Here is a 24,053-nt window from a genome sequence, read left to right on the forward strand (position 1 = left end):
CCACGAATCGACGCCCTGGAAAGAATCACCAAATGTCTAAGAAATCCCCAAACCCTCAAGCTACGCGGGAAAGCCGGAGAAGAATCTCTCCGGCTTTCCATTGCTGGCCGCCTTCGCTTAGAACTGATACTTCAGAGACAGCGTGAGCTGCCGCGGAAGTGATCGTACGCTTGTGATCTGACCGAAAGTGCCACTCGTGGAATCGTTGTTGGGAGCGCCAAGACTCGTCTGGTTCAAGACGTTGAACGCATCAGCTCTGAATCCAAGTATGTTCTCACGGAAGACGGCGAAATCCTTGAAGAGTGAGACGTCATATTGTTGGAACCCAGGTCCGCGTTCCGAGCCAACACGTGCGTTGCCGTAGGTGCCGGCCGTGGCTGGGCCGTACTTTGTGGTGGCGTCGCCAAACCAGTTGTTGACGGTGTGTTGATTGAGCTTCACGTTGCTGATCTGATTAGGACGTGAGGTTTTGTTGTTGGTGTAGGCGAAATCAGAGCCGCTGATGGTAACCGGCGCTCCACTGTATACGACGCCTGCCATGGCCAGCTTCCAGCCACCGAGGACTTCGTTGACAAATGGGTTTATGTCGGAACCAAACTGTTTGCCGTGCCCGAAGGGTACCGCATACACTGCATTTCCATTCACGGAATGGCGCACGTCACCACCCGCCGGACCATACTCCGAAGCATTGTCGTAGGCATTCTGTGCATATGGGCTGGGACCATTGATGCCAGAAATTCCGAAGAATCCGACAGCGTTAGTCATGGCACGTGCATACGAATAGTTCACCGTATATTCCAAGCCCTTGCTCGCGCGTTGCCGATAGGAAACCTGCAGCGCGTTGTAGTTTGCCATACCCTCGGTGACGGTCTCAAACAGACCTCCGCCTTGACCTACCAGAGCCTTAAACGGCGCGGGATTGGCCGCAGCACAAGCCGTGCTATTCGGATCTGTGGACAGTACTCCGTTGATCGAGCATGGCTGATGCAGCTGGTTACCAGCGACGGCTTGGACCAGATGCTGGCTGGTCTCGCCAACATAGCTGACACGGAACGTGCTGGAGTTGCTTACCTGATATTCGGTCGTTAGGCTGAACTCATTCGTGACCTGCGGCTTCAGGTTAGGATCGTCAGCGCGGTAAAAGCCGCTGCCATAGTTAGTGGAAGTTGAGGTGAAGCCATCCTCCGTCCTGAAGGACGTGCCGGGATTGGTAGTGGATGGAGCGACACCATACTTTTCGACCGACGACTGGAACGGAGGATGTAGGTAAGACGAAGATTGGCGCCCGTGCCTTCCAACGCCTTGGTAATACCAAAGCCGCCACGAACCACGACCTTGGGCGTCGGCTGGTAAGAGAATCCCACGCGCGGCATGAAGTTGTTGTACGTTGTACTGTAACACGCGCGAGTTGCACAAACTGTCGAACCCGCCACTGTATTCGTTGAAGGAACGCTGCCCGCATATTCGAGGAGGCCCGTGCTCAGATTAACGTTAACTTCCTTGTTGTTGACTTCGTAGATGGGCTGAAAGTACTTGTAGCGAAGTCCCAGGTTGAAGGTCAGGTTTGAACGGAACTTCCAGTCATCCTGAAAAAAGTATCCGGACCGCCACTGACGCTGACCAGTACGGCCGGCCACACCACCGATGCCGACGAAAGCCGCGCGGTCGAGAAGGAAGTCTGCCGGCGCGTAACCGTTGGCGTTGGTCGTTGCACTTGCCGCCGCGTTGGGATTCGAAGTGAAGAGGGTCGTAGCGGTACCGTTATTGCCATAGTTGAATTGGCCATTGGCACCATCGTTGCCGGGGTAGTAGTTGTTCTGCTGGTATCGGAGAAGCTCAACACCGACCTTCAGCAGGTGCTTGCCGCGCTTCCAGGTCACATCGTCTCCATAGAGAAACGTACTATCGATCAATTCGGTGCCGCCCGCCGAGTTTCCGACAGTCGACAGATTTGCCACATTCAATGCACTGAAGCCTGGGAAGGCCTGGGTTCCGGAAATACCTACGATGGAATTGCCCTTCAGACCAAAAGCGCCAGTTCCATCCACCGGCTCCCCTTGCTGAAACCGAACGCGCGTGAAACCTCCGCGGAACTCATTGATGAGAGCCGGCGAGAAGGTGTGAACATAGTTGATCGCGATGCCCTTGTCGGGATACACGTTTGTGCCAGGAAAGCTGATTGTTAATGGATTGGTGGAGGAATCGCCAGCCGTGCCCTGAAGGTAGCGAGCAGAGATGCGATCTCTTGTATTGGGGGTGTAGTCAACCTTTACGTCGAACTGGTTGTTATGGATCTCGCTTTTGCTGGGGCCGCTGTAGTTATTCGATACGGGCGAGTTCGTGCCGGGGGACAGATTCGGCAGCGGATAATATTCAGGATGCGCAACAAGATATTTTGCCACCGAATTGTTGATCGGAACGCCCTTGTTTCCCACGTATGGCTGATAGTTGTTGTTCGGGTCATATAGTTGAATCAGCTTTCCCGCGCCGGAAGCAGCGCAGTTTCCTCCTGTACTGGAGCACATAATGGCCGGATTGAGCAGCTCAGAAAAGTCACCCGTCCGCATCAACGACGTGAGTACACTGGCTGTCGAGTTCCCGCCACGGTGGTAACGCGTACCAAAATAATCTGCAAAGAAGAAGAGCTTGTCCTTGATGATTGGGCCACCAAAGGTAGCACTGTACTGTGACTGCGTGTAAGGATTACGCGCAACTTGATCGCTCACAAGTGGGTGATTCTTGTTGCTCCAGGTATTAGCGTCCAGCAGATAGTTCTGCAGGTACGCGGAGGCGCTCCCATGAAAGCGGTTGGTTCCGCTCTTGGTCACCGCGACGATGTCACCGCCATTTACGTTACCGTACTCTGCAGGTGCATTTGCGGAGATCACCTTGACCTCACCAAGAGCGTCGGGGTTGGGGTTATAGCCAACCAAGTTGTTGACGGTCTCGTTAATCTCGATACCGTCCAGACGATAGTTGTTCCCTTCAGCCCGGTTACCGTTGACGTTGGCCTGAGAGACTCCGCCGCCGTTCTGGTTGCGCTCAATTGAATTCCCGTTACCCGAACCGCCGAAGGTGCTGGGGTTTGATGAAGTCGCACCCGGTACAAAAAGAGAGAGGCTGGACCAGTTGCGGCCGCTCAGAGGAATGTTTTCGATCGCATTAGCAGTCAGGGTGGTAGCAATGGTGCTGTCTTCGGTGTCCAGGAGCGGCATAAGCGTGTCGGTAATCTCGACCGTGGTCGTCGAGGTGCCCACCATAAGCTTCACGTCCACCTTCGCAACCTGATTGATTTCGAGTGGAAAGGGGCCGTAACTCTGCGACTGAAAACCGTTCGCATTCGTGACGACTTTGTACCGACCAATTTGCAGGAAGCGGAGATTGAAGATACCGGAGCCGTTTGTCGTGTCAGTCACGGAGACGCCGGTATCAACATTTGTGACGATCACGGTCGCCCCCTTGACGACGGCCCCGCTAGGATCGGTGACAGTTCCGCTCACTGATCCGGTGATGGTTTGCGCAAAGGCATTGCCGCTGATGTTCATACAGACACAAACTGCGACAATCGCTATGCGGAGAAGGGTCCGAACGTGGTTCAACATGGGCGCATCTCCTGGCATTCGAATGATGTAAATGGATCAAAAACCGCCTTCAATCCAGCAATGACCGCCTTTGTTTCAATGGGGTCTCTTCGCTGCAAGATTGGTCGGCTAAAAAATCTATCGCTGTTGGAAGGGTTCTTAAAGGAAGTGAGATGGACTTTGGAATTTCACTGGAATTTCATATGAGTAGCGTGAATTCCATGTATGAAACATGATTACGTTATGATCCGCCATATTGTCAATAAAAAAGCTTTTTTTTCGCATCTGCATTGCTGTCCCCGTAAACGAGGGAGATGGCAAACAGGAGGCATGGTTCTGACTTGAAATCAAGAACATTCTGAGTGCCCGCAGCCCGCGTCGCATACTGAGAGACGGTTGTCGAACACTAGGGGCGAGAAACGCTAGACGGCCGATGCCTCTAAGAAGAAAGCCTTGGTCGTATCTCTATGTTGAAGCAGATGCCTCGCTAAACCTTTACATGAAGTATGGGCTGCACAGTATGGATTGGATGAATTGAGCAGTTCAGTCAGACTTTAATAAGAACTTCTCCCGCAATGATCGCTCCACTCTACTCAGAGCGTGCGGGCGCCAATCGCTGCAGAGATTTCCCGGGTTGCATCTTGCAGAAACGTCGCCGCGTCTCGAAGAGAGACGCCTCCGCCGAGGCGCTTGATGAATGGAACAGTCAAAGCAGCCACGACGCGGTTCCCCTCCCTCATCACCGGGCAGGAAATGTTAGTAATGCCTTCGATCTGATAACTCATTCGCTTTTCGTATCCACGCCGTTCAATCGTATTAAGATGATCGAACAGATCGGATGGAACCTCGCGGCCGGTCTCTTTCTGCCAATCGTTCAGGATCTTTTGCCTCGATTCAATGGGTAGGTGAGCAAGAATCACTTGTCCCGTAGCTGCCTCCATCAAATCCACTGCGGAGCCGACTTTGACATACAACCCTACCGAAGCCGGAGCATTCGCCTGGGCGAGAATCACCACACGCCCAGACTCTAGTACACCGAGGTGACAGGATTGGATCAACTTTTCCGAGAGCCGGTGCATCCGTGGAAGCGCCTCAGAAAGAAGGCGCTCGGTCGGCGGATGTTCCTGAACAAGTTGAAACAGACGCAGTGAAAGAACGTATCGATCCTGGGCCGTTTCGACGATATACCCACGCCTTTCGAGGGTATTGAGCATACGAAAGATCTCAGAAACTGTCCGCTGCAATGCCCGGGCTATCTCACTTTGGGTGAGACCAATCCGTTCATGTGCCAGCAATTCAAGGATGTCTAGTCCTTTGTCGAGTGCTGGCGTCGCATACACAACACTCTCAGAATTTTGAGCAGTTTTTTGTAACAATCCAGGTGACATACAGAATAGTATGGCAGAGCAGAGAAACTTCGCTCCGTCTCAGTCGTTTATCACAATCAGGGGTCTTCCGTGAAGTGAGTTGACAGTTCGTCTCCATACTGCTCGGTGGCCGGAGCGAAGCGCAACAGAAGCCTGGAGTGGACCGGCGCAAAGAGTTTGCACGGCCTTGGCACGGGCGCTCTGGCACCCCTGCAGGCCTCGCTGAATTCCCTTATTGCCGCGAAATCCAGTGACATAGCGGGATCTGTCATGGGCCACAAAGAGCAGTAAGGAGAAACGGGGGCAGATGCGACAAGATGAACAGCCATCATTGGCTATACCGTCGCCTTCGATTGCACGCGCCTGACAGAAATAGCCATCGCGTCGACGGCGGGATGGCTATCTCGTTTACCTGGAATTGCCGGGACAGGCGTGGGAGCCAGAAGGGTTTTGTCGCATTCTGCCACCCGGAATATCTCGGTCGACACTTCGGACACGTCGGGGATCCCCGGCATGCCAAATGCCTTCTGGAGGTACATCGGAATAAAGAGTAAACAGCGGTCACGATTTGTGACGTTTAGTCACCTTGGCCAAAGAAATGATGAGCCGGAGTTGGACTGTCATCGTCCGCGTTCTCCAGTGAGGGCGGGAGGAGAATCTGGACGTTAAGCCCTCCAGTGGCACGGTTGCTCGCCATGATCTTCCCACCATGGAGATGAACAGCGCGTTCGGCGATCGCCAGACCAACGCCGAACCCGCCCGAGCTCTCCGATCTTGCCATGTCTACACGGTAAAAGGGCCGAAAGATGTGAGAGAGATGATCCAGAGGAATTCCCGGTCCTGTATCTCTCACTGAGACTTTAAGACCGCCAGAGGGTATTTGAGCGGCGGCTGAATCGTGTTGATCAAGATTGCTCAATTCAACTTCGATAACGCCGCCTGGCAGCGTATAACGAATCGCATTCCGTAGAATGTTTTCGATGGCCCGGCTAAGCATCTCCGGCTGCCCAGTCATCAGGCTGGTCGTCAAATTGGATTCGAACTCGATCCTGCAACCCCGTGCGCTGGCCTCGAAGTTCGCATTCTCCAGCAGCTCTTCTATCAGAGCCTGCATGTTGAAGCTGTCTAGGCGAGGCGTCTGCCTGGTACTTTCCAGAAGCGAGAGCGTGAGCATCTCGCCGATGAGCGCGTTTACTTTCTCGGTCTCCTGCTCCATATGATCGAAAACTGATTGATCCGCACTGCTGCCCTCGCGGGCAAGTTCGACTGCCATACATAAACGCGCAAGTGGAGAACGAAGTTCGTGGGAGACATCTCGAATAAGCATCTTTTGCGCATCGATCAGTTCCGTCACTCGGTCCGCCATGCTGTTGAAATCCGCCATAAGTGTTCTCACATCAGCGCTATCGAATTGTCCCCAGCGTGATCGACCAGCGACAGCAAGACGTGTATCCAAGTCGCCCGCAGTAAAAGTACGGAAGGCCTTGGAGAGGGACCGAAGCGGACGCGTCAACAAATACGCAAAAATGAACGTCACCAAGATAGAGACCGGCAAGGCGCTCTTGGGAAACGGTGGGAACCAAGGCGGACGCCCGAATGGCGATTTTAGGACAATGAACCACTTCGTGCCCGATTCCAGCGTAATGGGCAGCGCGTGAATCCATTGACGACCGCTCCTGGTCCCCGCCAACGCGTCCTTACTGATGGCACGTTGGAGGACCTCGCTTTCGACGCGGGTCAACGAGCGACCACACAGTGGGGTTCCCTGCGCATTCGCAACGACCCACATGGGATCGGAAAGCGAAGCAGCGGAACAACCTTGGGATCGGTAGTCCTGAAGGACTATGTCCAGGGAGTGCTGAGCCGAACTTTTGAATATAGCCTGCAACTCAGTCGGAGACTGCGGCGCGTCCCCTGGAAAGAAGAGGGTGGCTCCCACGAACACTGCGATCGTGGCAAGCCAAAAAGAGAGAAAGAGTTGAAGGAAGAAGGTACGCATGGGCCTGCTAGGCCTCTCCAATGCGAGCCGCAGGCATGGATGGGGAGAATAGATAACCGCTGCTCCGTATCGCAATGAGTCCGCCACTGAACAGTGGGAACGCTTCAAGCTTCTTGCGCAGACGTGAGACATGCATATCGAGACTCCTGTCATAAGCGCGGTGCGGTCGTTGCAGGGCTTCCATGCAAAGCATTTCGCGGTTGAGTACCTCCCCAGGGTGGGCAAGAAAGATGCGTAGGAGGAGATACTCCACATCGGTTAGATCGATCAGGCGGTCATGAAACGTGACCTGACGGTTTGAAGCATCAATGGAGAAACCGGGAGTCGCTTCTCCGGCGGGCAAATCGACACGTGGCACAACATGCGCTCGGCGAACCACGGCACGCATGCGAGCGAGCAATTCCCGAGGGTTGAATGGCTTCGGAAGGTAGTCGTCTGCTCCCATTTCGAGGCCAACGATGCGGTCAATCTCTTCGCCTCTTGCGGTCAGTAATAGCACATGGGGATTCATCTCACGCTGCAGACGACGCAGGACTTCGAAGCCATCGAAGTCAGGCAGCATCACATCGAGTACCACGAGTTCCGCACGGACCTTGCGCGCAGCCTCCATTCCCGAGGCTCCCGTGTGCGCGGATGTCACGTTCCAACCGTGACGAGTCAGGTAATCCCGCAGCATCGCGCAGAGTTTCACGTCATCGTCAATGACTAGGACGCTGTCCTTCTCCACAGTCTGTGCCTCTGTCATGTGCTCGCCCTCCTCTCATAGTCTGCGCCAAAACTTCCCAGAGAAAACGCCTGGTGACACTTTGTTACAGTCCGTGACCCATCATTACCCCCGCGCAACTTGTATTCGATCACTCTTGGACAAGAGGTATCAATGTTCTCTTCCGACAGGCCGATGCACCAGCCTACATCCGCCACTCCTAATGAACCCGCTCCCCACTCGAAACCCAAAAAAAACCGGTGGCTCGCCTGGGTACTCGTTCTGTTCGTCTGCGGCATTCTGATGATCCCTCTGCTTCTTCCGACGATGCCGCCGAGTGGAATGCCTCCCGGCATGGGACCTGGAGGACCTCCAACACAAGGCGCCGGAGCAAACCGGAAAGGCATGAAGGCTTTTGGACCTCCATCGGCGGTTTTTGCAGCGACCGACAACAGCACCCCAGTTACGGCCGCCAAGGTTCAATCCGGGAATATGGATATCTTCCTGGATGCACTCGGCACCGTAACCCCACTGGCGACGGTGAATGTCTATAGCCAGGTTAGCGGACGAGTCCTTGCGGTCAATTACCGCGAGGGGCAGATGGTTCACAAGGGGCAGGTGCTGGTCGAGATCGATCCACGGCCGACCGAAGCGCAGTTGCAGCAGGCGCAAGGCAGTCTTGCCCGGGATCGAGCGCTTTTGGATCAGGCTCGCGTCAACCTGCGACGTTACCAAGAGGCACTGAAAGAGCGTGCGATCGCCGAGCAGACTGTCTTCGATCAGTCCGCAACGGTAAGGCAGTATGAAGGCACGGTGGCCAATGATGAAGGCCAGGTGAAGTATTACGAAGTTCAGCTTAGCTATTCTCATATCATAGCGCCGATCAGCGGAAGGATCGGACTGCGTCTTGTCGACACCGGAAACACGATCTTTTCCGGAAGCTCAACCACCATTGCGACGATCACGCAGCTCAACCCGATCACGGTTGTCTTCTCTGTGGCAGAAGACCATCTTCCAAAGATTCAACAAAAGACAAGACCCAGTCAGGCGGCTTTGACGGTTGCTATTTACGATCGCTCCCAGAGCAACCGCCTCACCACCGGTAAGCTGCTTACTCTTGATAATCAAGTCGATACGAGTACCGGGACGGTCCGCCTGCGTGCTCAGTTCGACAATGCCTCGGCATCGCTCTATCCCAACCAATTTGTGAACGCTCGGCTGCAGGTGGATACCCTCCAGAATGCCAAGCTGGTTCCAACCGGGGCCGTGCAGTACAACGGCCAGCAAGCCTTTGTCTACCTCGTGAAACAGGATTCATCGGTAGCGTTGCGCAACATCACCGTCCTCAACACCGAAGGAGGCCAGAGCGCGATTGAAGGCCTTACTACCGGCGACACTGTTGTGACCAGCAACTTCGATCGTCTCACCGATGGCGCAAAAGTGACGGTTGGCTCGGGCCAACCTTCCATGATGGGGCCTGCTTAATGAACATCTCACGGCCTTTCATCACGCGGCCGGTTGCGACAATCCTGCTCATGGTGGCCATCCTTCTAGTTGGCGTCGTGGCATACAGGCAACTACCCATCTCAGCCCTGCCGGAGGTCAATTACCCGACCATTCAGGTGCAGACGCTCTATCCCGGGGCCAGTCCCGAGGTGATGAGCTCCACCGTGACCGGGCCCTTGGAAAAACAGTTCGGCCAGATGCAAGGTCTGTCGCAGATGACCTCCACCTCATCGGGAGGTGCGTCTGTGATTGTGCTTCAGTTTGACTTGAGCGAGGACATCGACGTCGCCGAACAGGAGGTTCAGGCTGCAATCAACGCGTCGAACTCGTATCTTCCGACGGATCTTCCAATCCCTCCAACCTACAGTAAGACGAATCCCGCAGACGCTCCTGTATTGACGCTTGCACTCACATCCAAGGTGTTGCCTTTGAGCGAGGTGCAGGACCTAGCGGACACACGTCTGGCACCGAAGATTTCGCAGCTCGCGGGAGTGGGCCTTGTCACCATCCAGGGAGGTCAGAAGCCTGCGGTCCGTATTCAAGCGAATCCGACCGCACTCGCGTCCTACGGGCTGACTCTCGAAGATGTGCGGACAGCAATCACCGGTACGAGCGTCAACACGGCCAAAGGCACTCTCAATGGGGCTCAGCAGGCGTACACGATCGATGCCAATGATCAGCTGACTTCCGCCGATCAATACAAGCAAGTCGTTGTGGCCTACCGGAATGGATCGGCTGTCATGCTGCCAGAGGTCGCAAAGATCACCAATGGCGTCGAGAACAGTCGATTGGCTGCCTGGAAGGACACCACGCCGGCGATCATTCTCAGCATCCAGCGGCAATCCGATGCCAACACAATTAAGGTCGTGGACTCGATCAAAGCGCTGTTGCCGCAGCTGCAGGCTAGCCTGCCTGCGTCTATTGAAGTGCATACACTGACGGACCGAACCATCACGGTGCGCGCTTCCGTCGAAGATGTCGAATTCGAACTTCTGCTCACAATTGGACTCGTCATCGCCGTCATCTACGTCTTTCTGCGATCCTGGCGAGCAACAGTTATCCCAGCTGTCGCTGTTCCGCTTTCCCTGATCGGTACGTTCGCGGCGATGTATGCGCTTGGTTACAGTCTGAACAATTTGACGTTGATGGCATTGACCATCTCGACTGGCTTCGTTGTCGATGATGCCATCGTCATGATTGAGAACATCAGCCGCTATCTCGAAGAAGGTTTGGATCCTCTGGAGGCAGCCCTCAAAGGTGCTGAGGAGATCGGGTTTACCATCCTCTCGCTTACAGTTTCTCTGATCGCCGTGCTCATTCCTCTGCTCTTCATGGGGGATATCACTGGCCGCCTCTTTCGGGAGTTCGCGGTTACGCTAGCCGTAACCATCATCATCTCCGCCGTTGTGTCATTGACCTTGACACCGATGATGGCGTCCCGGTTGCTGAAGCACACCCCTCCGGAAGAGGAGACGCGCTTCTACAAGTGGTCGGAGCACCAGTTCGAGCGGATCATCGGTTTCTATGGGCGAACCTTGAAGTGGGTGCTCGGCCAGCAGTCGGTGGTTCTAGTGATCGCGTTCAGCATGATCATTTGCGCGGGACTTCTCTACTACTTCATTCCCAAGGGCTTCTTCCCTACGCAGGATACCGGGATTATCCAAGCCATCACACAGGCTCCGGAGGCGACCAGCTTCGATGCCATGAGCGATCGTGAACAAGCTGTGGCACGGTCGGTCCTGGAAGATCCCGCTGTGGAGTCTGTCTCTTCGTTCATTGGAGTGGAGGCCAGCAACACCACGCCAAACACGGGACGGATGCAGATCAATCTAAAAGCACTGTCCACCCGTGGCGTGTCAGCGACGGAAGTGATCCAACGCCTCCGACCGAAGCTGAACCGCCTTACTGGAATTAAGACCTACCTGCAGCCGGTACAGGATCTCACTGTTGAGGATCGTGTAAGCCGCACGCAATATCAGTACACGATCGAAGACTCCGACAGCACAGAGCTAAAGGCGTGGTCTTCGAAGCTCGTAGCCAAGCTTCGTACCCTGCCCCAATTGGAGGACGTGACCACAGACGAGCTCCCCAACGGCAACGCCGTCAGGATCGATGTGGACCGCATTACGGCGTCTCGTCTCGGCATCAACCCACAGAGTCTCGACAACACGCTCTACGATGCCTTCGGCCAGCGGCAGATTTCGACGCTTTACACCCAGACGAATCAGTACCATGTGATCCTCGAGGCCGATTCGAAGTTCCAAACCGGAGTGGAGCGACTCAACGACGTTTACATGCAGGGCACGAGTACTGCAAGCAATTCCAGCAGCAATGGCGGAGCGGGAGGTTCCGGCCAGAGCGGGACCTCGTCTTCCTCCTCGACGAACTCTCAACTGGCGGCTGGCAGCAGCAGCAGCGTGAGCGCGACCACATCCAGTAGCTCCACGCTCGCAACGACGTCAGCCAGCAGTCAACTGAGCAGCTCTGCTCAGAGCGGGGCAGTTTTGGGGTCCACCACAAGCAGCACTGTGCTCCAGACATCCGCGACCAATGGCAGCACCTCCGCGCTGAACAACGCTTCTTCAACCAACGGCGGCTCGTCGGCCACCGCGCAGAACAGCACCAGCTCAGGGGGCGGCAGTGCAAGCTCGAGCAACTCTTCGGTTGCGCGTTATCCAGTCCCGCTTGCGGCATTCACCACGATCACGAAGTCTCTTACGCCGCTGACCATCAATCGTCAGTCTCAGTTCCCCGTCATTACGATCTCGTTCAATCTTGCCCCTGGCATTCACTTGAGCCAAGCCGTGAATGCAGTGAATGATGTGGCTGCCGCCCTGAAGATGCCGACCAACGTACAGACGAGATTCCAGGGGACGGCAGCCAGCTACGAAACTTCACTGAACAACGAAGGCATTCTCGTGCTCGCGGCGCTCCTCACGGTCTACATCGTCCTCGGTGTGCTGTACGAGAGCTTTATCCATCCGCTCACCATTCTCTCGACTCTTCCATCGGCAGGCGTCGGCGCGCTGCTCGCGCTCATACTCTGCCGGATGGACCTGGGCATCGTGGGCATCATCGGGATTGTGCTTCTGATTGGAATTGTGAAGAAAAACGGCATCATGATGGTGGACTTCGCTCTCAAGGCGGAACGTGTCGAGGGCAAAGACCCAGAAGAGGCAATCTACAACGCGAGTCTCCTGCGCTTCCGACCGATCATGATGACCACTCTGGCTGCTCTCTTCGGCGGTCTTCCGCTGGCGCTTGGGCGCGGGATTGGTGCGGAGCTGCGCCGGCCACTCGGTGTTGCGATGGTGGGCGGCTTGCTGTTGAGCCAGGTACTCACGTTGTACACAACGCCGGTGATCTATCTCTGGTTCGATCGCATGAGCCAGAGGTTGCAGCGGAAAAAGAATGTCCAACCGACAGTGCAGCGGGATCTGCCGCTCGGGGAAGAGGTATGAACATCTCTGCCCCCGCGATTCGTAGACCGATCGCTACGATTCTCCTGACTTCCGCATTGGGACTGGCTGGGCTTCTGGCGTTCAACGTTCTTCCAGTCTCGCCATTGCCACAGATTGATTCGCCAACCATCACTGTCAGCGCTCAGCTTCCGGGTGCGAGCCCCGACGTGATGGCTGCGGCGGTGGCAACCCCACTGGAACGGCAATTCGGTCACATTGCCGGCGTCACGGAAATGACCTCCCAGAGCTCGACTGGATCGAGCACGATATCTCTACAGTTTGATCTCAGCAAGAACGTCAACGCAGCGGCGCGAGAAGTGCAGGCCGCCATTAGTGCAGCCAGGACCTACCTTCCGACCAACCTGCCTTCTAACCCGGTCTATCGAAAGGTGAATTCCGCTGATGCGCCCATCGCGATCCTCGGTATCGAATCCGATACCTACCCAGTGGGTGCACTCTACGATTCTGCATCCACGATCCTCCAGCAGAAGATCGCCCAGATTCAGGGCGTCGGACAGATCACGATCGGTGGTTCTACGCTCCCCGCGGTACGTGTTGAGATCAACCCGCTACAGCTTGAGCACTATGGCCTCAGCCTCGCGGACGTTGCCACTTTTCTGAAGAACCAGAATGCTCACAGTCCGACCGGGGCAGTGTCCGACGGCCAGACGACGAGCTATATCACCGTCAATGACCAGCTCTCGAAGGCAGAGGACTACCGCAAGCTTGGGGTGAGCACCCAGAATGGCGCTGCGGTCCGCTTGGAGGATATCGCAACGGTGGTGGATTCCACAGAGAATCTCCACTCCAGCGGCTACGTGAATGGTCGGCAGTCTGTTGACCTGATCATCTTTAAGCAGCCGGGTGCCAACATCATCGAAACGGTGGATCGAATCAATGCGCAGCTGCCCGCACTGCGTTCCGCCATCCCTGCCGGACAGACGATCACAAAGATCATGGACGCAACGACCACGATCCGTGCATCCCTGCGTGATACGGAACTGACATTGCTCCTCTCCATCATGCTTGTGATCCTGGTCGTCTTCGTGTTTCTCCGTGACTGGAGAGCCATCATCATTCCGGGCATCGCGGTTCCAATCTCCCTGATCGGAACCTTTGGCGCGATGTACTTGTTGCACTACTCCCTGGACAACCTCAGCCTCATGGCTCTTACCATCTCAACCGGATTCGTGATCGACGATGCCATCGTCGTAATGGAAAATATCACGCGTTACGTTGAGGAAGGCGTGGCGCCGCTCGAAGCTGCTTACAAAGGGGCACAGGAAATTGGCTTCACCGTCATTTCCATCACGCTCTCTCTCCTTGCAGTCTTCATTCCCATCCTGATGATGGGCGGCATCATCGGACGGCTCTTCCGGGAGTTCGCCGTAACACTTTCGATCGCGATTCTCATCTCGATGATCCTGTCGTTGACAACGACGCCGATGCTCTGCTCCCTGCTGCTAAAGCGGCGCGAGAAGTCGGACCACGGACGCTTATATCGAGTGATCGAGGGAGGGTTCGACTGGCTGCGCGGGCTCTATGAGCGCACTCTTCGCTGGGTGATTCGGGACCATGCCATTCTCGTCCTCGTTGTTTTTGTGTTCACGATCGTCCTGAATGTGGTTTACCTCGTGCGCGTTTCCAAGGGCTTGTTTCCACAGCAAGACACCGGCCTGTTGATGGGCGCGGTCATGGGGCCTCAGGATGCGTCTTTCACAATGATGGATGACGCCACGAAGAGGGCGGTAGAGATCGTTCGCGCAGATCCCGCGGTCCAAAACGTCATTGGCTTCACCGGAGGCGGCATCAGCGGCACATCGAACAACGCCTTCATGTTTGTTGTTCTGAAGCCCTTGAACCAGCGAAAGCTGAGCGCCACGGATGTGCTCAACCGTCTACGTCCGAACCTTGCAGCCGTGAAGGAAGCCCAGACATTCTTGATGGCTGCCCAAGAGATCAACCTTGGAGCCCGTCAGTCCAATGCTCAGTATCAATACACGCTACAAGCCGACTCCACGAGTGACCTGAAGAAGTACGTTCCTCTTCTTACTCGCGAGATGAAGAAGCTTTCCGCCGTGGCCGACGTGAACTCCGACCTGCAGAGTGGGGGCCTGGAAACATATCTGACCTATGACCGTCTGACGGCGGCCCGCCTCGGTCTTATGCCTGCCAATATCAATGACGTCCTAAACTATTCCTTTTCGCAGGCGCAGACATCAACGATCTACAAACCGCTGAATCAATACCATGTCATCCTTGAGGCCCAATCGCAGTTCACGCAGAACCCCGAGACCCTCCGGAATACTTATATCCAGACTTCCAGCGGTTCGGTACCTTTGAGCGCGATCAGTAGTTACAAGACCCTCACCGCACCGCTCTCGGTGAATCATTCCGGTCTCTATCCGTCCTCAACGATCTCTTTCAATCTTTCATCCGGAACCTCACTGGAGCGTGCAACCAGCAAGATTCATAATCTCGAAGATCAGCTGCACATTCCGAAGAGTGTGCATGGAGCGTTCTCGGGCACAGCGCAGCTCTATCAGGCTTCGATCGACTCCGAGCCCATTCTCATTGCCACCGCCATCTTCGCGGTGTACATCGTGCTGGGCGTTCTTTACGAGAGCTTCATTCATCCCATCACGATCTTGACGACTCTTCCTTCCGCATCGCTTGGTGCGGTGATTACGCTGGTTCTCTTCCATGCGGAGTTGGACGTCATCTCCCTGATCGGGATCATCCTCCTCATCGGCATTGTGAAGAAGAACGCCATCATGATGATCGATTTCGCCCTGCAGCTCGAACGCGAACAGAATCTTGCTACAGAGGACGCTATCTTTCAAGCCTGCGTTCTGCGCTTCCGTCCCATCTTGATGACCACAGCGGCTGCCTTCTTCGGGGCGGTTCCCCTGGCCTTCGGTACTGGGATTGGTTCGGAATTTCGTCGCCCGCTTGGCCTGACGATCCTGGGCGGCCTTCTTGTTAGCCAGGTACTCACCCTGTACACCACTCCCGTGGTGTATCTCATGCTGGATCGCTTGCGCCACCGGTTCGGGGGTGGCACTTCAAACCGTCCTCACGCGGTCGCAGCTCAGGAGGCACTATGAAGTTTGCTCATGTAACGTTCGCTCTTTCTCTTGTCCTCATTTCAGGCTGCCGTGTCGGACCCAAGTATGTTCGCGCGAATCTGCCTACCGCCCCGCCTGATGCCTACAAAGAAAATCAGGTCGGCAGCGAGGAAGCTCGCGCGAACGGATGGCGTCAGGCCCATCCAGAAGACGCCATGCTGCGGGGCAAGTGGTGGGAGGTGTTTCAGAACACCGAGTTGAATGGTCTTGAAGAACAACTCAACATCGACAACCAGAACATCAAACAGTACTTCGAGAACTACATGGCCGCACGAGCTGTAGTCCGCAACGCCCACGCATCTCTTTACCCCTCGATTTCATTTGCGCCCAGCTTGAACGTCCAAGGCCAAGGTAGCCAGAGCACGGCGACGGCGACAACTTCTACTACGGACACGAGCGGTACAGGCACAACGGGAACGACTCTTGCGAGTTCGACCAGTCAGAGTTATTCACTTCCATTCAGTGCTTCCTGGGAGCCTGATCTGTTTGGGAAGGTCCGCAATACCATTCGCGAGGACGCCAACGCTGCCCAAGTGAGTGCCGCCAATCTGGCTAACGAAACTCTTAGCGAGCAGTCGAGTTTGGCCCAATATTACTTCGAGCTTCGGGGCCAGGATGCTCTTCAGGAGCTCTACAACAAGACAGTCGAGGCCTATCGGGAAACCTTGCGCCTTACGCAGACGCGATATCGTACCGGTCTCGACTCTGACCAGGACGTCGCCCAAGCGGAGACCAACCTCCGCACCGCCGAAGCGAATGCGGCCTCAGTAGCCACCACGCGGGGCCAATACGAACACGCGATCGCTCTGCTTATCGGTCAATCTGCAGGCAGTTTCTCGATTCCCGTCCGTCCCCTGGAGGCCAAGCCCCCGTTCATACCTGTCGGGATACCGTCTCAGCTTTTAGAACGACGTCCCGATATCGCAGCAGCCGAGCGGACGATGGCCCAGGCGAACGCTCTGATCGGTGTCGGTCAGGCCGCTTATTACCCTGACATCTCTCTGACCGCGAGCGCGGGAACGCAGAGCTCCAACATCTCGCACCTGCTCAATTTGTCCGCCGGATTCTGGTCGCTAGGCACCAGCGCGACGGAAACAATCTTTGATGCTGGAGCGCGGCGGGCCACCGTGCAACAGTACAAGGCGCAGTACAACGCCGACGTTGCAACCTACCGCCAGACGGTTCTGAATGCCTTCAAAGAGGTGGAGGACTACCTGATCGCCACCCGTCAACTTTCCGAGCAGCAACAGCGCCAACAGTTGGCGATTGATTCCGCCCAACGGTATCAACAGCTCGCGTTGAGCCGCTACAGGACCGGAGTGGATACCTATCTGAATGTGCTGACGGCACAAAACAGTGTTTTCAGCAGCCAGGAAACTGAGGTCAGTTTGCGAACGAACCGAATGGTTGCGGCGGTGCAATTGATTGCTGCATTGGGTGGTGGTTGGAACGCGTCCAATTTGCCCTCCGAACAAGAGGTCAGACGCAAGCCATAGCGCCAACGGAAAGATACTGTCGTCACCTACATAAACGCTGACCCAGATTCGCCACTCCGAGCGGATCACGTTAGCTTTAGGAAGTCGGGAGAATTCAGATGCATCGCTTATTTGGTCGACGTGCTTTGAGGCTTTTGTGCTCGAAAGTTATTCCAATCACTCTGCTGCTTCCAGTGCAACTCATTTATTCACAAGGGCCAGAGCCAAGCTCCGGGCAGGCAATCTCCAGTTCACCTGTGTGGAGATCGGAACACGCAAGTCATCTCCTTGGTCTAATGGAGCTGGCTCCCAACCTCAAGGGCTCACTTGCACTGTCGCCCAACGGTGTGGTCTTCACGACACCATCCGGCGAAACCACTATCGAGCACGGACACGTCCTTGCGGTCTCGGCTGGCAATGTTCGTATGGAGATGGGGGGTAAGGCAGGCAGAGTTGGCAGGATGCTCATCCCGTTTGGGGGCGGCGCAGTTCTCGCGGCTGTCGCTCAAGGACAGGTCGATTTGCTCACGGTGGAGTTCCGTGATGTCCATGACGCATATCACGGAGCCGTTTTTCTGTTGCCGAAGTCAGAAGCCCTGGCGGCAGCGAAGGTATTCGGTCTGCCCTTGGCCCAAGGATCTGCGGAAGAAGAAGGCCAAGCGTGTGGGGATGTACCAACAGCACCTGCTTCGATGAAGCTGGCAAGTATCGCTGTCGAGGGTCAGCCTATTCCCGCTGAATACAGGGTGCTGCTGTACGAACAAATGATCCGGGGAATTCATGCGGATGCACGCTTTGGGCAGATCTTTCGCGATGGCGATCGCTCGCCCGCGGCGCATTGTCCGGAGTTTCAACTCAAGCTGACGTTGACTACGTTCACCAAGGGAAATGCTGCATTGCGTTCTACGGCTGGACCATTGGGGCTGTTCTGGGGAGTTACCAGTCTCAAAGTTCACGTCCAACTGGTCGACCGCAGTGGGGCCGTGATTTTCAACCGCGATTTCAAAGAGTCAGAGCGCGGCGATACGGACACTCTTGACATCGCCAATAAGATCGCGAAGTCCGTCACAAAGAAATTGAAGAAGACCGCCGCTCATCACAAGGTCGAATTGGAGCCGCCACCAGCCAAATCGTAATCGCGCAAGGCGGAAGTACAACCAGTTGCTTCACAGCGGTTCATTCTTTATAACACCTGGGCGGCGCGACGGTTTCGCCGCCCGCTTCTTTAGGGCTTTGCGATTTGTTCCCCAGGTGTATCACGCCAATCACTCTCATTTTCCTTCTGCCCCATTTCGTCGTCGTTGCCTACATGGGACCTCAACCGGGCGGATGGCCGGGACCACTCAGACTCCATCGAGCGCCCCATCCCCACGGGCGAATGGCACAGCAGCCCCGGTGGCCGATCTCAACGGTTGTTGGGACATGAGCTGGCGTAGTGGTCGAGAACCATTGCAGCACGGATCATTGCGCATCAATCAGGCTGGATCCAACGTGGTTGTAAGCGTCCGCGCACGAGACGGTAAAGATTTCGCGGGTGCGACGTTCATAAGAGGCACCTTCGATAGCACTGATCTTTTCTTTATTACCCGACCCGCCCAGTGGCCCCTCTGTCACCTTCCACGGGAGCATGACGAATGGCTGATTGTTGGAACAGCTGGAACCGGGTTGAGCTGGCTTGCCGTGCGTCACTTCGATTAGTCCTCTTCAGGGGGTCTTCCTGGAGGAATGACGTGACCAATCGTTACATATCTACGTGCTCCTCTCTAGCTGATGAGGCATCTGTTAATTAGTGGAATATTCAATCAAGACCAAATTCGGATGGACTCGAGAATGGGTTCTTCGGCCCATATGGACTGCATTGATAGCGATGGCATCGATGGTGGCAGCAGATAGAGCCTACAGCCAAGACACGCTCAGCAACGTGGCACTGCAGGCCACGCGCAATAGCGAACGAGTAAAGGTCGCGGAGAGTGATCTTGTGAAAGCCAAAGCGGCGCTCTCCGGGGCGCGCGATGTCTACATCCCATCTGTATCCGTCTCAAGCGGCCTAGGAGCGTCCTCGGGAATTACGCTCAGCGTTCCGACAGTTTTCACCGCAAGTGCGCAGTCTCTTGTCTTCAATTACTCGCAACGCAACTACATCCGCGCTACCCGCTTCGGTGTCGAAGCGGCCGATCAGTCGCTTGCCGAGGTTCGGCAGCAGGTGGAAGAGGACGCGGCCGTGACGTACAGTTCGCTCGCATACGCGCTGCGTAGTCAGGCTGTCCTGAGGGAACAAAAGAAAATCGGCTCCCGTCTGATCGAAATTGTAAGCGATCGGCTGGCCGCGGGCTATGAAACAGAATTGGAAGCCATGAAGGTGCAGAAGGAAACAGCGGCTATCGAGCTTCAGGAGATTCAGATGGCGCACCGTATTGAGTTTTTGAAACAACATCTTGCCGTACTTACAGGGACGGCGGAAGGATTTATCACAGTTGAGGTCCAATCCGTACCTCTCAGAACGATCGGGCTGACCGCGATGCATCTGGACGTTCCCTGTGCTGCCGGGGCAGATGTGCTTGCAGCACTGGCGGAGGCACGGGCCAACCTCCAGACCAGCTTCGGGGATGCGCGTTATACGTGGCGTCCTCAAGTTGTTCTCCAGGCACAATACGGTAGAATCAGCCCCTTCAACGACGTGTCGTCCTACTACAACCTGCACGGCAACTACAACACGCTGGCCGTGGGTGTCCAACTTCAACTTCCCATGTTTGATTTCGGTCGACACGCTCATGCGAGGGAAACGGCGGCGGATGCTGCTAAAGCGGAACATCAGGTAACCTTAAGACGACAACAGCAGACCGAGTCATGCGGACAAGTTCGGCATTCCGTCACAGAGTTAGCGGCGCAGGGGAAGATTGCACAGCTCGATTACAAGATTGCCGCTGCTGAACTCGAAGCAATAGACATCCGGGCCAACAACGGGGATGCATCAGCACCTACGCCTATAACGCCTAAGGACAGATTCCGGACGCTCATGCAAGTAGGTCAGAAGCATCTTGACAGCCTCGCAATCGACGCTCAGCTCATGGAGGCTTACATCCACTACCTCAAGAAGACAAGCGGACTGGACAATTGGATCTCCTCGGGAGCACAGCTTTAGCCTTATCGTGCGGTTGGAGACTTTCGCAACGTCGTTGATGTATGCGCGGAGGCGAGTGCTATCACTTTAGATCGAACACGACCTACGGTTCTGCCCGGATCTCCCAGAGGCTGAGAATATTGCCGTCAAGGTCTTCGATTTGCATCTCCAGACTCGACCCAAAATCGGTGGGCGATTTCGCGATCTTTGCACCAGCCACCAAGTATTCCTCAAACAAGACATTCACATTGTTTGCTTCCGCCCGGACCCACATACCCGATTGACTCTGATCATCAACGGTGAGCAGGATGGTGCAAGCTCCTCGGGAGATATACGCGGATCGAGTTGCTTCCTGCCATTCAATCTCGAACCCCAGTGTTTGGCAGTAATAAGCAAGACTCTCGGCAAAATCGTGTACTCGGAAAACCGGCACAGCAGGGCCGAAACCATCGGCAAGCATTTCGAACTGTTTTTCATACTTCATTGACGTGACCCTCTCTGGATATCGCGGGCCTTCCTAATTGGGAGGCCCTTTCGCTGCTATTGCGTTGGGAGTTAGTTCACGGTCAGGTTTAAGTTCGTCGACGATGAGAGGGCAGAAGAAGTGCCTGTCAGTGTCATGGTGTAGGAGCCCGTCGGCACAGCCGAACTGCCTGCGGAGATGGTCATCGTTGAAGGAGACACGGAAACCGCGAAACTCTTCGAAGAGGATCCTCCGCTGCTTCCACAGCTAACCAGCGCGGCTCCGGCAAACGCGGCGAGTAGAACCGCAGGAAAGAGACGCATTCGTCGGCCACGCAGAGTCAAAAACCCCATTACAAAGGCCCCTGCGAGGCTCACCATGCCGCCTGGGAATCCGGGCGTTGTTGCAGGAGAAGGTGCGGTTCCTTGGGCGGCGCTTCTGAATGTATGGATCTTACCCTTCAATTGCGCACTTTCGCAGTAGCTCGTACCCAAGTAAACGGTCAGCGTCTGACTGACGGAACCGGTACCGGTCACATTAGCGTTCGACAGATCGTAGCAAGCATACTGCTGCAGGTATGTGCTTGTTGTGGAGAGCGATAGGTCCACCGTTCCGGTAAAGCCACCCGACGGTGTCACTGTGACCGTCGTAGAGCCGGAACCTCCGTTTCCGGAAGTAGTTCCGCCAGTAGAGCCGATCGTAAGGGTTATGGTTCCCGTTGAACTGCCATAAATGGAATCTCCGGAATAAGTGACGGTGACAACATGGGTGCCGGAAACGGTCGAGGAAAACGTGTAGCTCGCCGATCCATTGGACAAGGCGAGTGATGAGCTAACGGTAGTGCCGTCGACAGCTACTGAGAGGGTGCCTGTCGGGACGGACGAGACCGCACCGGAGTTCGACGAGACCGTGATGGTCACCAGGTCACTTTCTCCTGAAGTCGGTGTAGTCGTCGCAGCAGTCAGTACGGTCTTTGAGGTAGCTTTCGAAGATGTATTCGAGGGCACCGGCCACACTGAAAGAAGGTTGTAGAGATTAACGGATCCGAGCCCGGTCGCTTGATCATAGCCGTTGGCTGCGGAATACTGGCTTGTCGCGCTACCGGAACAATAGCTCGAACCTGCCGTACAAGCGTTATTTCCGCTCGTGATGTCGTGGAAAGACGATGTATAGGTGCTGGAGTTCGATGCCAACTCATATAGCGTGGAGTTGACGACGCCCTGTCCAGAGGAATTGAGTTTCTGATTGATCAATGCCAACATTCCGGCGAAGATCGGGGAGGCGAAGCTCGTGCCACCGGCGACCGTAAGGTATGAATTGTTGCTGTCACGAAATCCGTTAGAACAGCTTCCGCTCACACCCGTTGCGTCGTTATCACTGGAACAAAAGAGATAGCCTGCGTTTGCCGGCGAGGAATCCAGTGAAATGTCAGGCACGAGGCGGTAGCTTCCTGAGGGGATCCCTGCGACGCCTATTTGCCAACTCGGTCGCGAGGTAAGGATGCTCACTCCTCCGCCTCCGGACGAAAGGCCGTTGCTTGACGAATCGTCGTTCCAGGTTTGCTCCGGTATATAGGATTTTGCCGAGGAGACCACATCACTGCTATTGCCAGACTCCCAGTACGTGGTGTTGGATGAGGACACATCTGAGGATGAAAACTCTGTGCCCCCTAAGCCTGTGACATATTGGCTGCTCGCTGGAAAGTCCACTGCTAGGGCTTGTCTCTGTGAAGTTGTGAGTGTGGTCTGCTCGTAGCAATCGGTTGATCCGGAATCTCCGCTTGCGGCGACAACGGTCTGTCCTTGGGCAGCTGCCTGCGCCAAGACTGCGTTGAGGGTCGCGTAGTCGGTGGATCCGATAGCGGTTTCGCAAGCCCCGTAGCTGACACTGATGATGGGCGCAAGCTTGGTGTCAATTGCATATTCCAGAGAATCGAATACACCGTAGTTTTGATTATTGCCGGTGTAAACGAAGTAGATCGTGGCTCCTTTCGCGATGGTACTGGTGTACTCAAGATCCAAGTCCGACTCCGCTTCGTCTCCGCCGGTGTAATACGTCGAACTTCCTGAGTTCGGAACCAGAACGAGCGTAGGGTCTTTTACATCGAAACCCGCGGCTTTCTGAAAGTTTTCGATGTCCGAGACTTGGATTGCGGACTGTCCCACGACGGCAATCGCCTGGCCGCTTCCTGTGTAGCCTGCGCTATAGGCTGGATTTATGTCGTAAATGGTCGCGATATCCGCGGGACTGAGGTAATGATTACCGGACTGGCCGGAGGTAAAGTTCGGAGATACAGACGAATCTCGCTGTCCCTTCTTAAACTTCACATGGGGCTTGGGCCGAAAGGTCGAAAGGTCTGAAACGGTCTGAATAACAGAAGAGAACGCACGCGGGATCGAGATGTCCGTCGACGGAGCATAGTCTCGGACGGTACCTGATTGGTAGTAATGAATCTGGGTCCCGAAGGCAGTTTCTGCCTGCCCCACAGTTCCGGAAAATTTTATACGGGTTTTGCTGCGGGAGACTCCCGTAACCGTGAATCCCTGTTGCTGAAGCCAGGATTCGATCTTTTCAATATCGGAGTCTGCAACTCCGAATCGCTCGGCGAATTGCTCTGGACTCAGCCATTGGTGATAGAGAGAAGAGGCCGTGTCTTGCTGCGCGGTAATAAGTGCCTGCAAATCGGCCTCCTGCTCCGCGGTCCGATTCAGCACCACACTTAATCCCTGCAGTTGTTTATCGGAGTGTGCGCGGCCCGTATCCTGTTCCGTCCGAGCCATGGGCGGGTGAGTACCAGGAATGGTTGCACGTTCCTGCGTATTGACCTCCGTGGAGATGCGGGGGCGCACGCTCTGAGCAAATGCATGACCGCCGAGAGCAAGGCAGACCGAAAAGATGAAGAGCGAAGCGAGCACCGAACGTAGGAGCGCAGTTCGCGTCACGGGCGGATTGTTCGGCGCAGCGACAGAGATCGATCTCCCGTTTCCGTAGAACCGAACAACTTCCGATACGTCAAAACAGACAGAGAGCAACGCGTAGAGAAAACCGTAGAGAGCGCCGCCCGTAAGAAAGCTTGCGAGGAGCGATGGAAACCAGGCCGACATTCGCAGGATTGGTCCTTTAATCGCCTCGTCGAACGAATAGAACAGTTCAGAAGTTTGTTTTCTCATGGATCTCCCCGAATGGAATCTCTTTGCTTATAGACGGGAACCATAGAAGACGGTTCGGTAACAGGTAGTCACCGACAGT

General features: G+C 55.3%; 11 protein-coding genes and 2 pseudogenes. 6 read left to right on the plus strand and 7 right to left on the minus strand.

Features of this window, described 5'->3' with window-relative positions:
* Window positions 1-117: 117 nt before the first annotated feature.
* The 5 genes and pseudogenes from ACIPR4_RS13255 to ACIPR4_RS13270 form a co-directional block, all read right to left on the minus strand.
* Window positions 118-3,620 (minus strand): annotated as a pseudogene (locus tag ACIPR4_RS13255) (outer membrane beta-barrel protein).
* A gap of 554 nt (window positions 3,621-4,174) precedes the next feature.
* A complete protein-coding gene (locus ACIPR4_RS13260; protein ID WP_013569173.1) occupies window positions 4,175-4,969 on the minus strand; it encodes an IclR family transcriptional regulator in 795 nt (264 codons plus the stop codon).
* A gap of 556 nt (window positions 4,970-5,525) precedes the next feature.
* Window positions 5,526-6,332, minus strand: a complete 807-nt coding sequence (locus tag ACIPR4_RS23155) for a sensor histidine kinase (protein WP_245536334.1) — start codon at window positions 6,330-6,332, stop codon at window positions 5,526-5,528.
* A gap of 54 nt (window positions 6,333-6,386) precedes the next feature.
* A pseudogene (locus ACIPR4_RS23400) lies at window positions 6,387-6,947 on the minus strand (HAMP domain-containing protein); the annotation flags it as partial.
* A gap of 7 nt (window positions 6,948-6,954) precedes the next feature.
* On the minus strand, window positions 6,955-7,692 hold the full coding sequence (locus ACIPR4_RS13270) for a response regulator transcription factor (RefSeq protein WP_013569176.1): 738 nt from the start codon (window positions 7,690-7,692) through the stop codon (window positions 6,955-6,957).
* A 132-nt stretch (window positions 7,693-7,824) separates the two neighbouring features.
* Here ACIPR4_RS13270 and ACIPR4_RS13275 point away from each other — a divergent pair, with 132 nt between their 5' ends.
* The 6 genes from ACIPR4_RS13275 to ACIPR4_RS13305 all read left to right on the plus strand — a co-directional run bounded on the left by ACIPR4_RS13275 (window position 7,825) and on the right by ACIPR4_RS13305 (window position 20,362).
* Window positions 7,825-9,135, plus strand: coding sequence for an efflux RND transporter periplasmic adaptor subunit (locus ACIPR4_RS13275; protein WP_013569177.1), 1,311 nt, complete (start codon window positions 7,825-7,827; stop codon window positions 9,133-9,135).
* Complete coding sequence (locus tag ACIPR4_RS13280; RefSeq protein WP_013569178.1) at window positions 9,135-12,617, plus strand: efflux RND transporter permease subunit; 3,483 nt, start codon at window positions 9,135-9,137, stop codon at window positions 12,615-12,617. Before ACIPR4_RS13275 ends, ACIPR4_RS13280 begins: the two co-directional genes overlap by 1 nt.
* Window positions 12,614-15,724 carry an efflux RND transporter permease subunit gene (locus tag ACIPR4_RS13285; RefSeq protein WP_013569179.1) on the plus strand — a complete coding sequence of 1,037 codons (3,111 nt, stop codon included), beginning with the start codon at window positions 12,614-12,616 and terminating at the stop codon, window positions 15,722-15,724. The genes ACIPR4_RS13280 and ACIPR4_RS13285 overlap by 4 nt, the downstream gene beginning before the upstream one ends.
* A complete protein-coding gene (locus ACIPR4_RS13290) occupies window positions 15,721-17,241 on the plus strand; it encodes an efflux transporter outer membrane subunit (RefSeq protein WP_013569180.1) in 1,521 nt (506 codons plus the stop codon). Before ACIPR4_RS13285 ends, ACIPR4_RS13290 begins: the two co-directional genes overlap by 4 nt.
* A 173-nt stretch (window positions 17,242-17,414) precedes the next feature.
* Window positions 17,415-18,356 (plus strand): hypothetical protein, encoded by a 942-nt coding sequence (locus ACIPR4_RS13295; RefSeq protein ID WP_222829227.1) that lies wholly within the window; start codon window positions 17,415-17,417, stop codon window positions 18,354-18,356.
* A gap of 731 nt (window positions 18,357-19,087) precedes the next feature.
* A complete protein-coding gene (locus tag ACIPR4_RS13305) occupies window positions 19,088-20,362 on the plus strand; it encodes a TolC family protein (RefSeq protein WP_013569183.1) in 1,275 nt (424 codons plus the stop codon).
* An 82-nt stretch (window positions 20,363-20,444) separates the two neighbouring features.
* Here the strand turns inward: ACIPR4_RS13305 and ACIPR4_RS13310 are convergent, their stop codons facing one another.
* Both ACIPR4_RS13310 and ACIPR4_RS13315 read right to left on the minus strand, forming a co-directional pair.
* Window positions 20,445-20,825 carry a VOC family protein gene (locus ACIPR4_RS13310; protein WP_013569184.1) on the minus strand — a complete coding sequence of 127 codons (381 nt, stop codon included), beginning with the start codon at window positions 20,823-20,825 and terminating at the stop codon, window positions 20,445-20,447.
* A 71-nt stretch (window positions 20,826-20,896) separates the two neighbouring features.
* Window positions 20,897-23,974 (minus strand): protease pro-enzyme activation domain-containing protein, encoded by a 3,078-nt coding sequence (locus tag ACIPR4_RS13315; protein ID WP_013569185.1) that lies wholly within the window; start codon window positions 23,972-23,974, stop codon window positions 20,897-20,899.
* Window positions 23,975-24,053 lie beyond the last annotated feature (79 nt).

The organism is Terriglobus saanensis SP1PR4, assembly GCF_000179915.2.
Taxonomy (GTDB): Bacteria; Acidobacteriota; Terriglobia; order Terriglobales; family Acidobacteriaceae; genus Terriglobus; species Terriglobus saanensis.

Bases quoted from the DNA above. Each gene is read 5' to 3' on its own strand.
- ACIPR4_RS13310 (WP_013569184.1), bottom strand. From the start codon at position 20,825: ATGAAGTATGAAAAACAGTTCGAAATGCTTGCCGATGGTTTCGGCCCT.
- ACIPR4_RS13280 (WP_013569178.1), top strand. From the start codon at position 9,135: ATGAACATCTCACGGCCTTTCATCACGCGGCCGGTTGCGACAATCCTG.
- ACIPR4_RS13290 (WP_013569180.1), top strand. From the start codon at position 15,721: ATGAAGTTTGCTCATGTAACGTTCGCTCTTTCTCTTGTCCTCATTTCA.
- ACIPR4_RS13305 (WP_013569183.1), top strand. From the start codon at position 19,088: ATGGCATCGATGGTGGCAGCAGATAGAGCCTACAGCCAAGACACGCTC.
- ACIPR4_RS23155 (WP_245536334.1), bottom strand. From the start codon at position 6,332: ATGGCGGATTTCAACAGCATGGCGGACCGAGTGACGGAACTGATCGAT.
- ACIPR4_RS13270 (WP_013569176.1), bottom strand. From the start codon at position 7,692: ATGACAGAGGCACAGACTGTGGAGAAGGACAGCGTCCTAGTCATTGAC.
- ACIPR4_RS13285 (WP_013569179.1), top strand. From the start codon at position 12,614: ATGAACATCTCTGCCCCCGCGATTCGTAGACCGATCGCTACGATTCTC.
- ACIPR4_RS13315 (WP_013569185.1), bottom strand. From the start codon at position 23,974: ATGAGAAAACAAACTTCTGAACTGTTCTATTCGTTCGACGAGGCGATT.
- ACIPR4_RS13260 (WP_013569173.1), bottom strand. From the start codon at position 4,969: ATGTCACCTGGATTGTTACAAAAAACTGCTCAAAATTCTGAGAGTGTT.
- ACIPR4_RS13275 (WP_013569177.1), top strand. From the start codon at position 7,825: ATGTTCTCTTCCGACAGGCCGATGCACCAGCCTACATCCGCCACTCCT.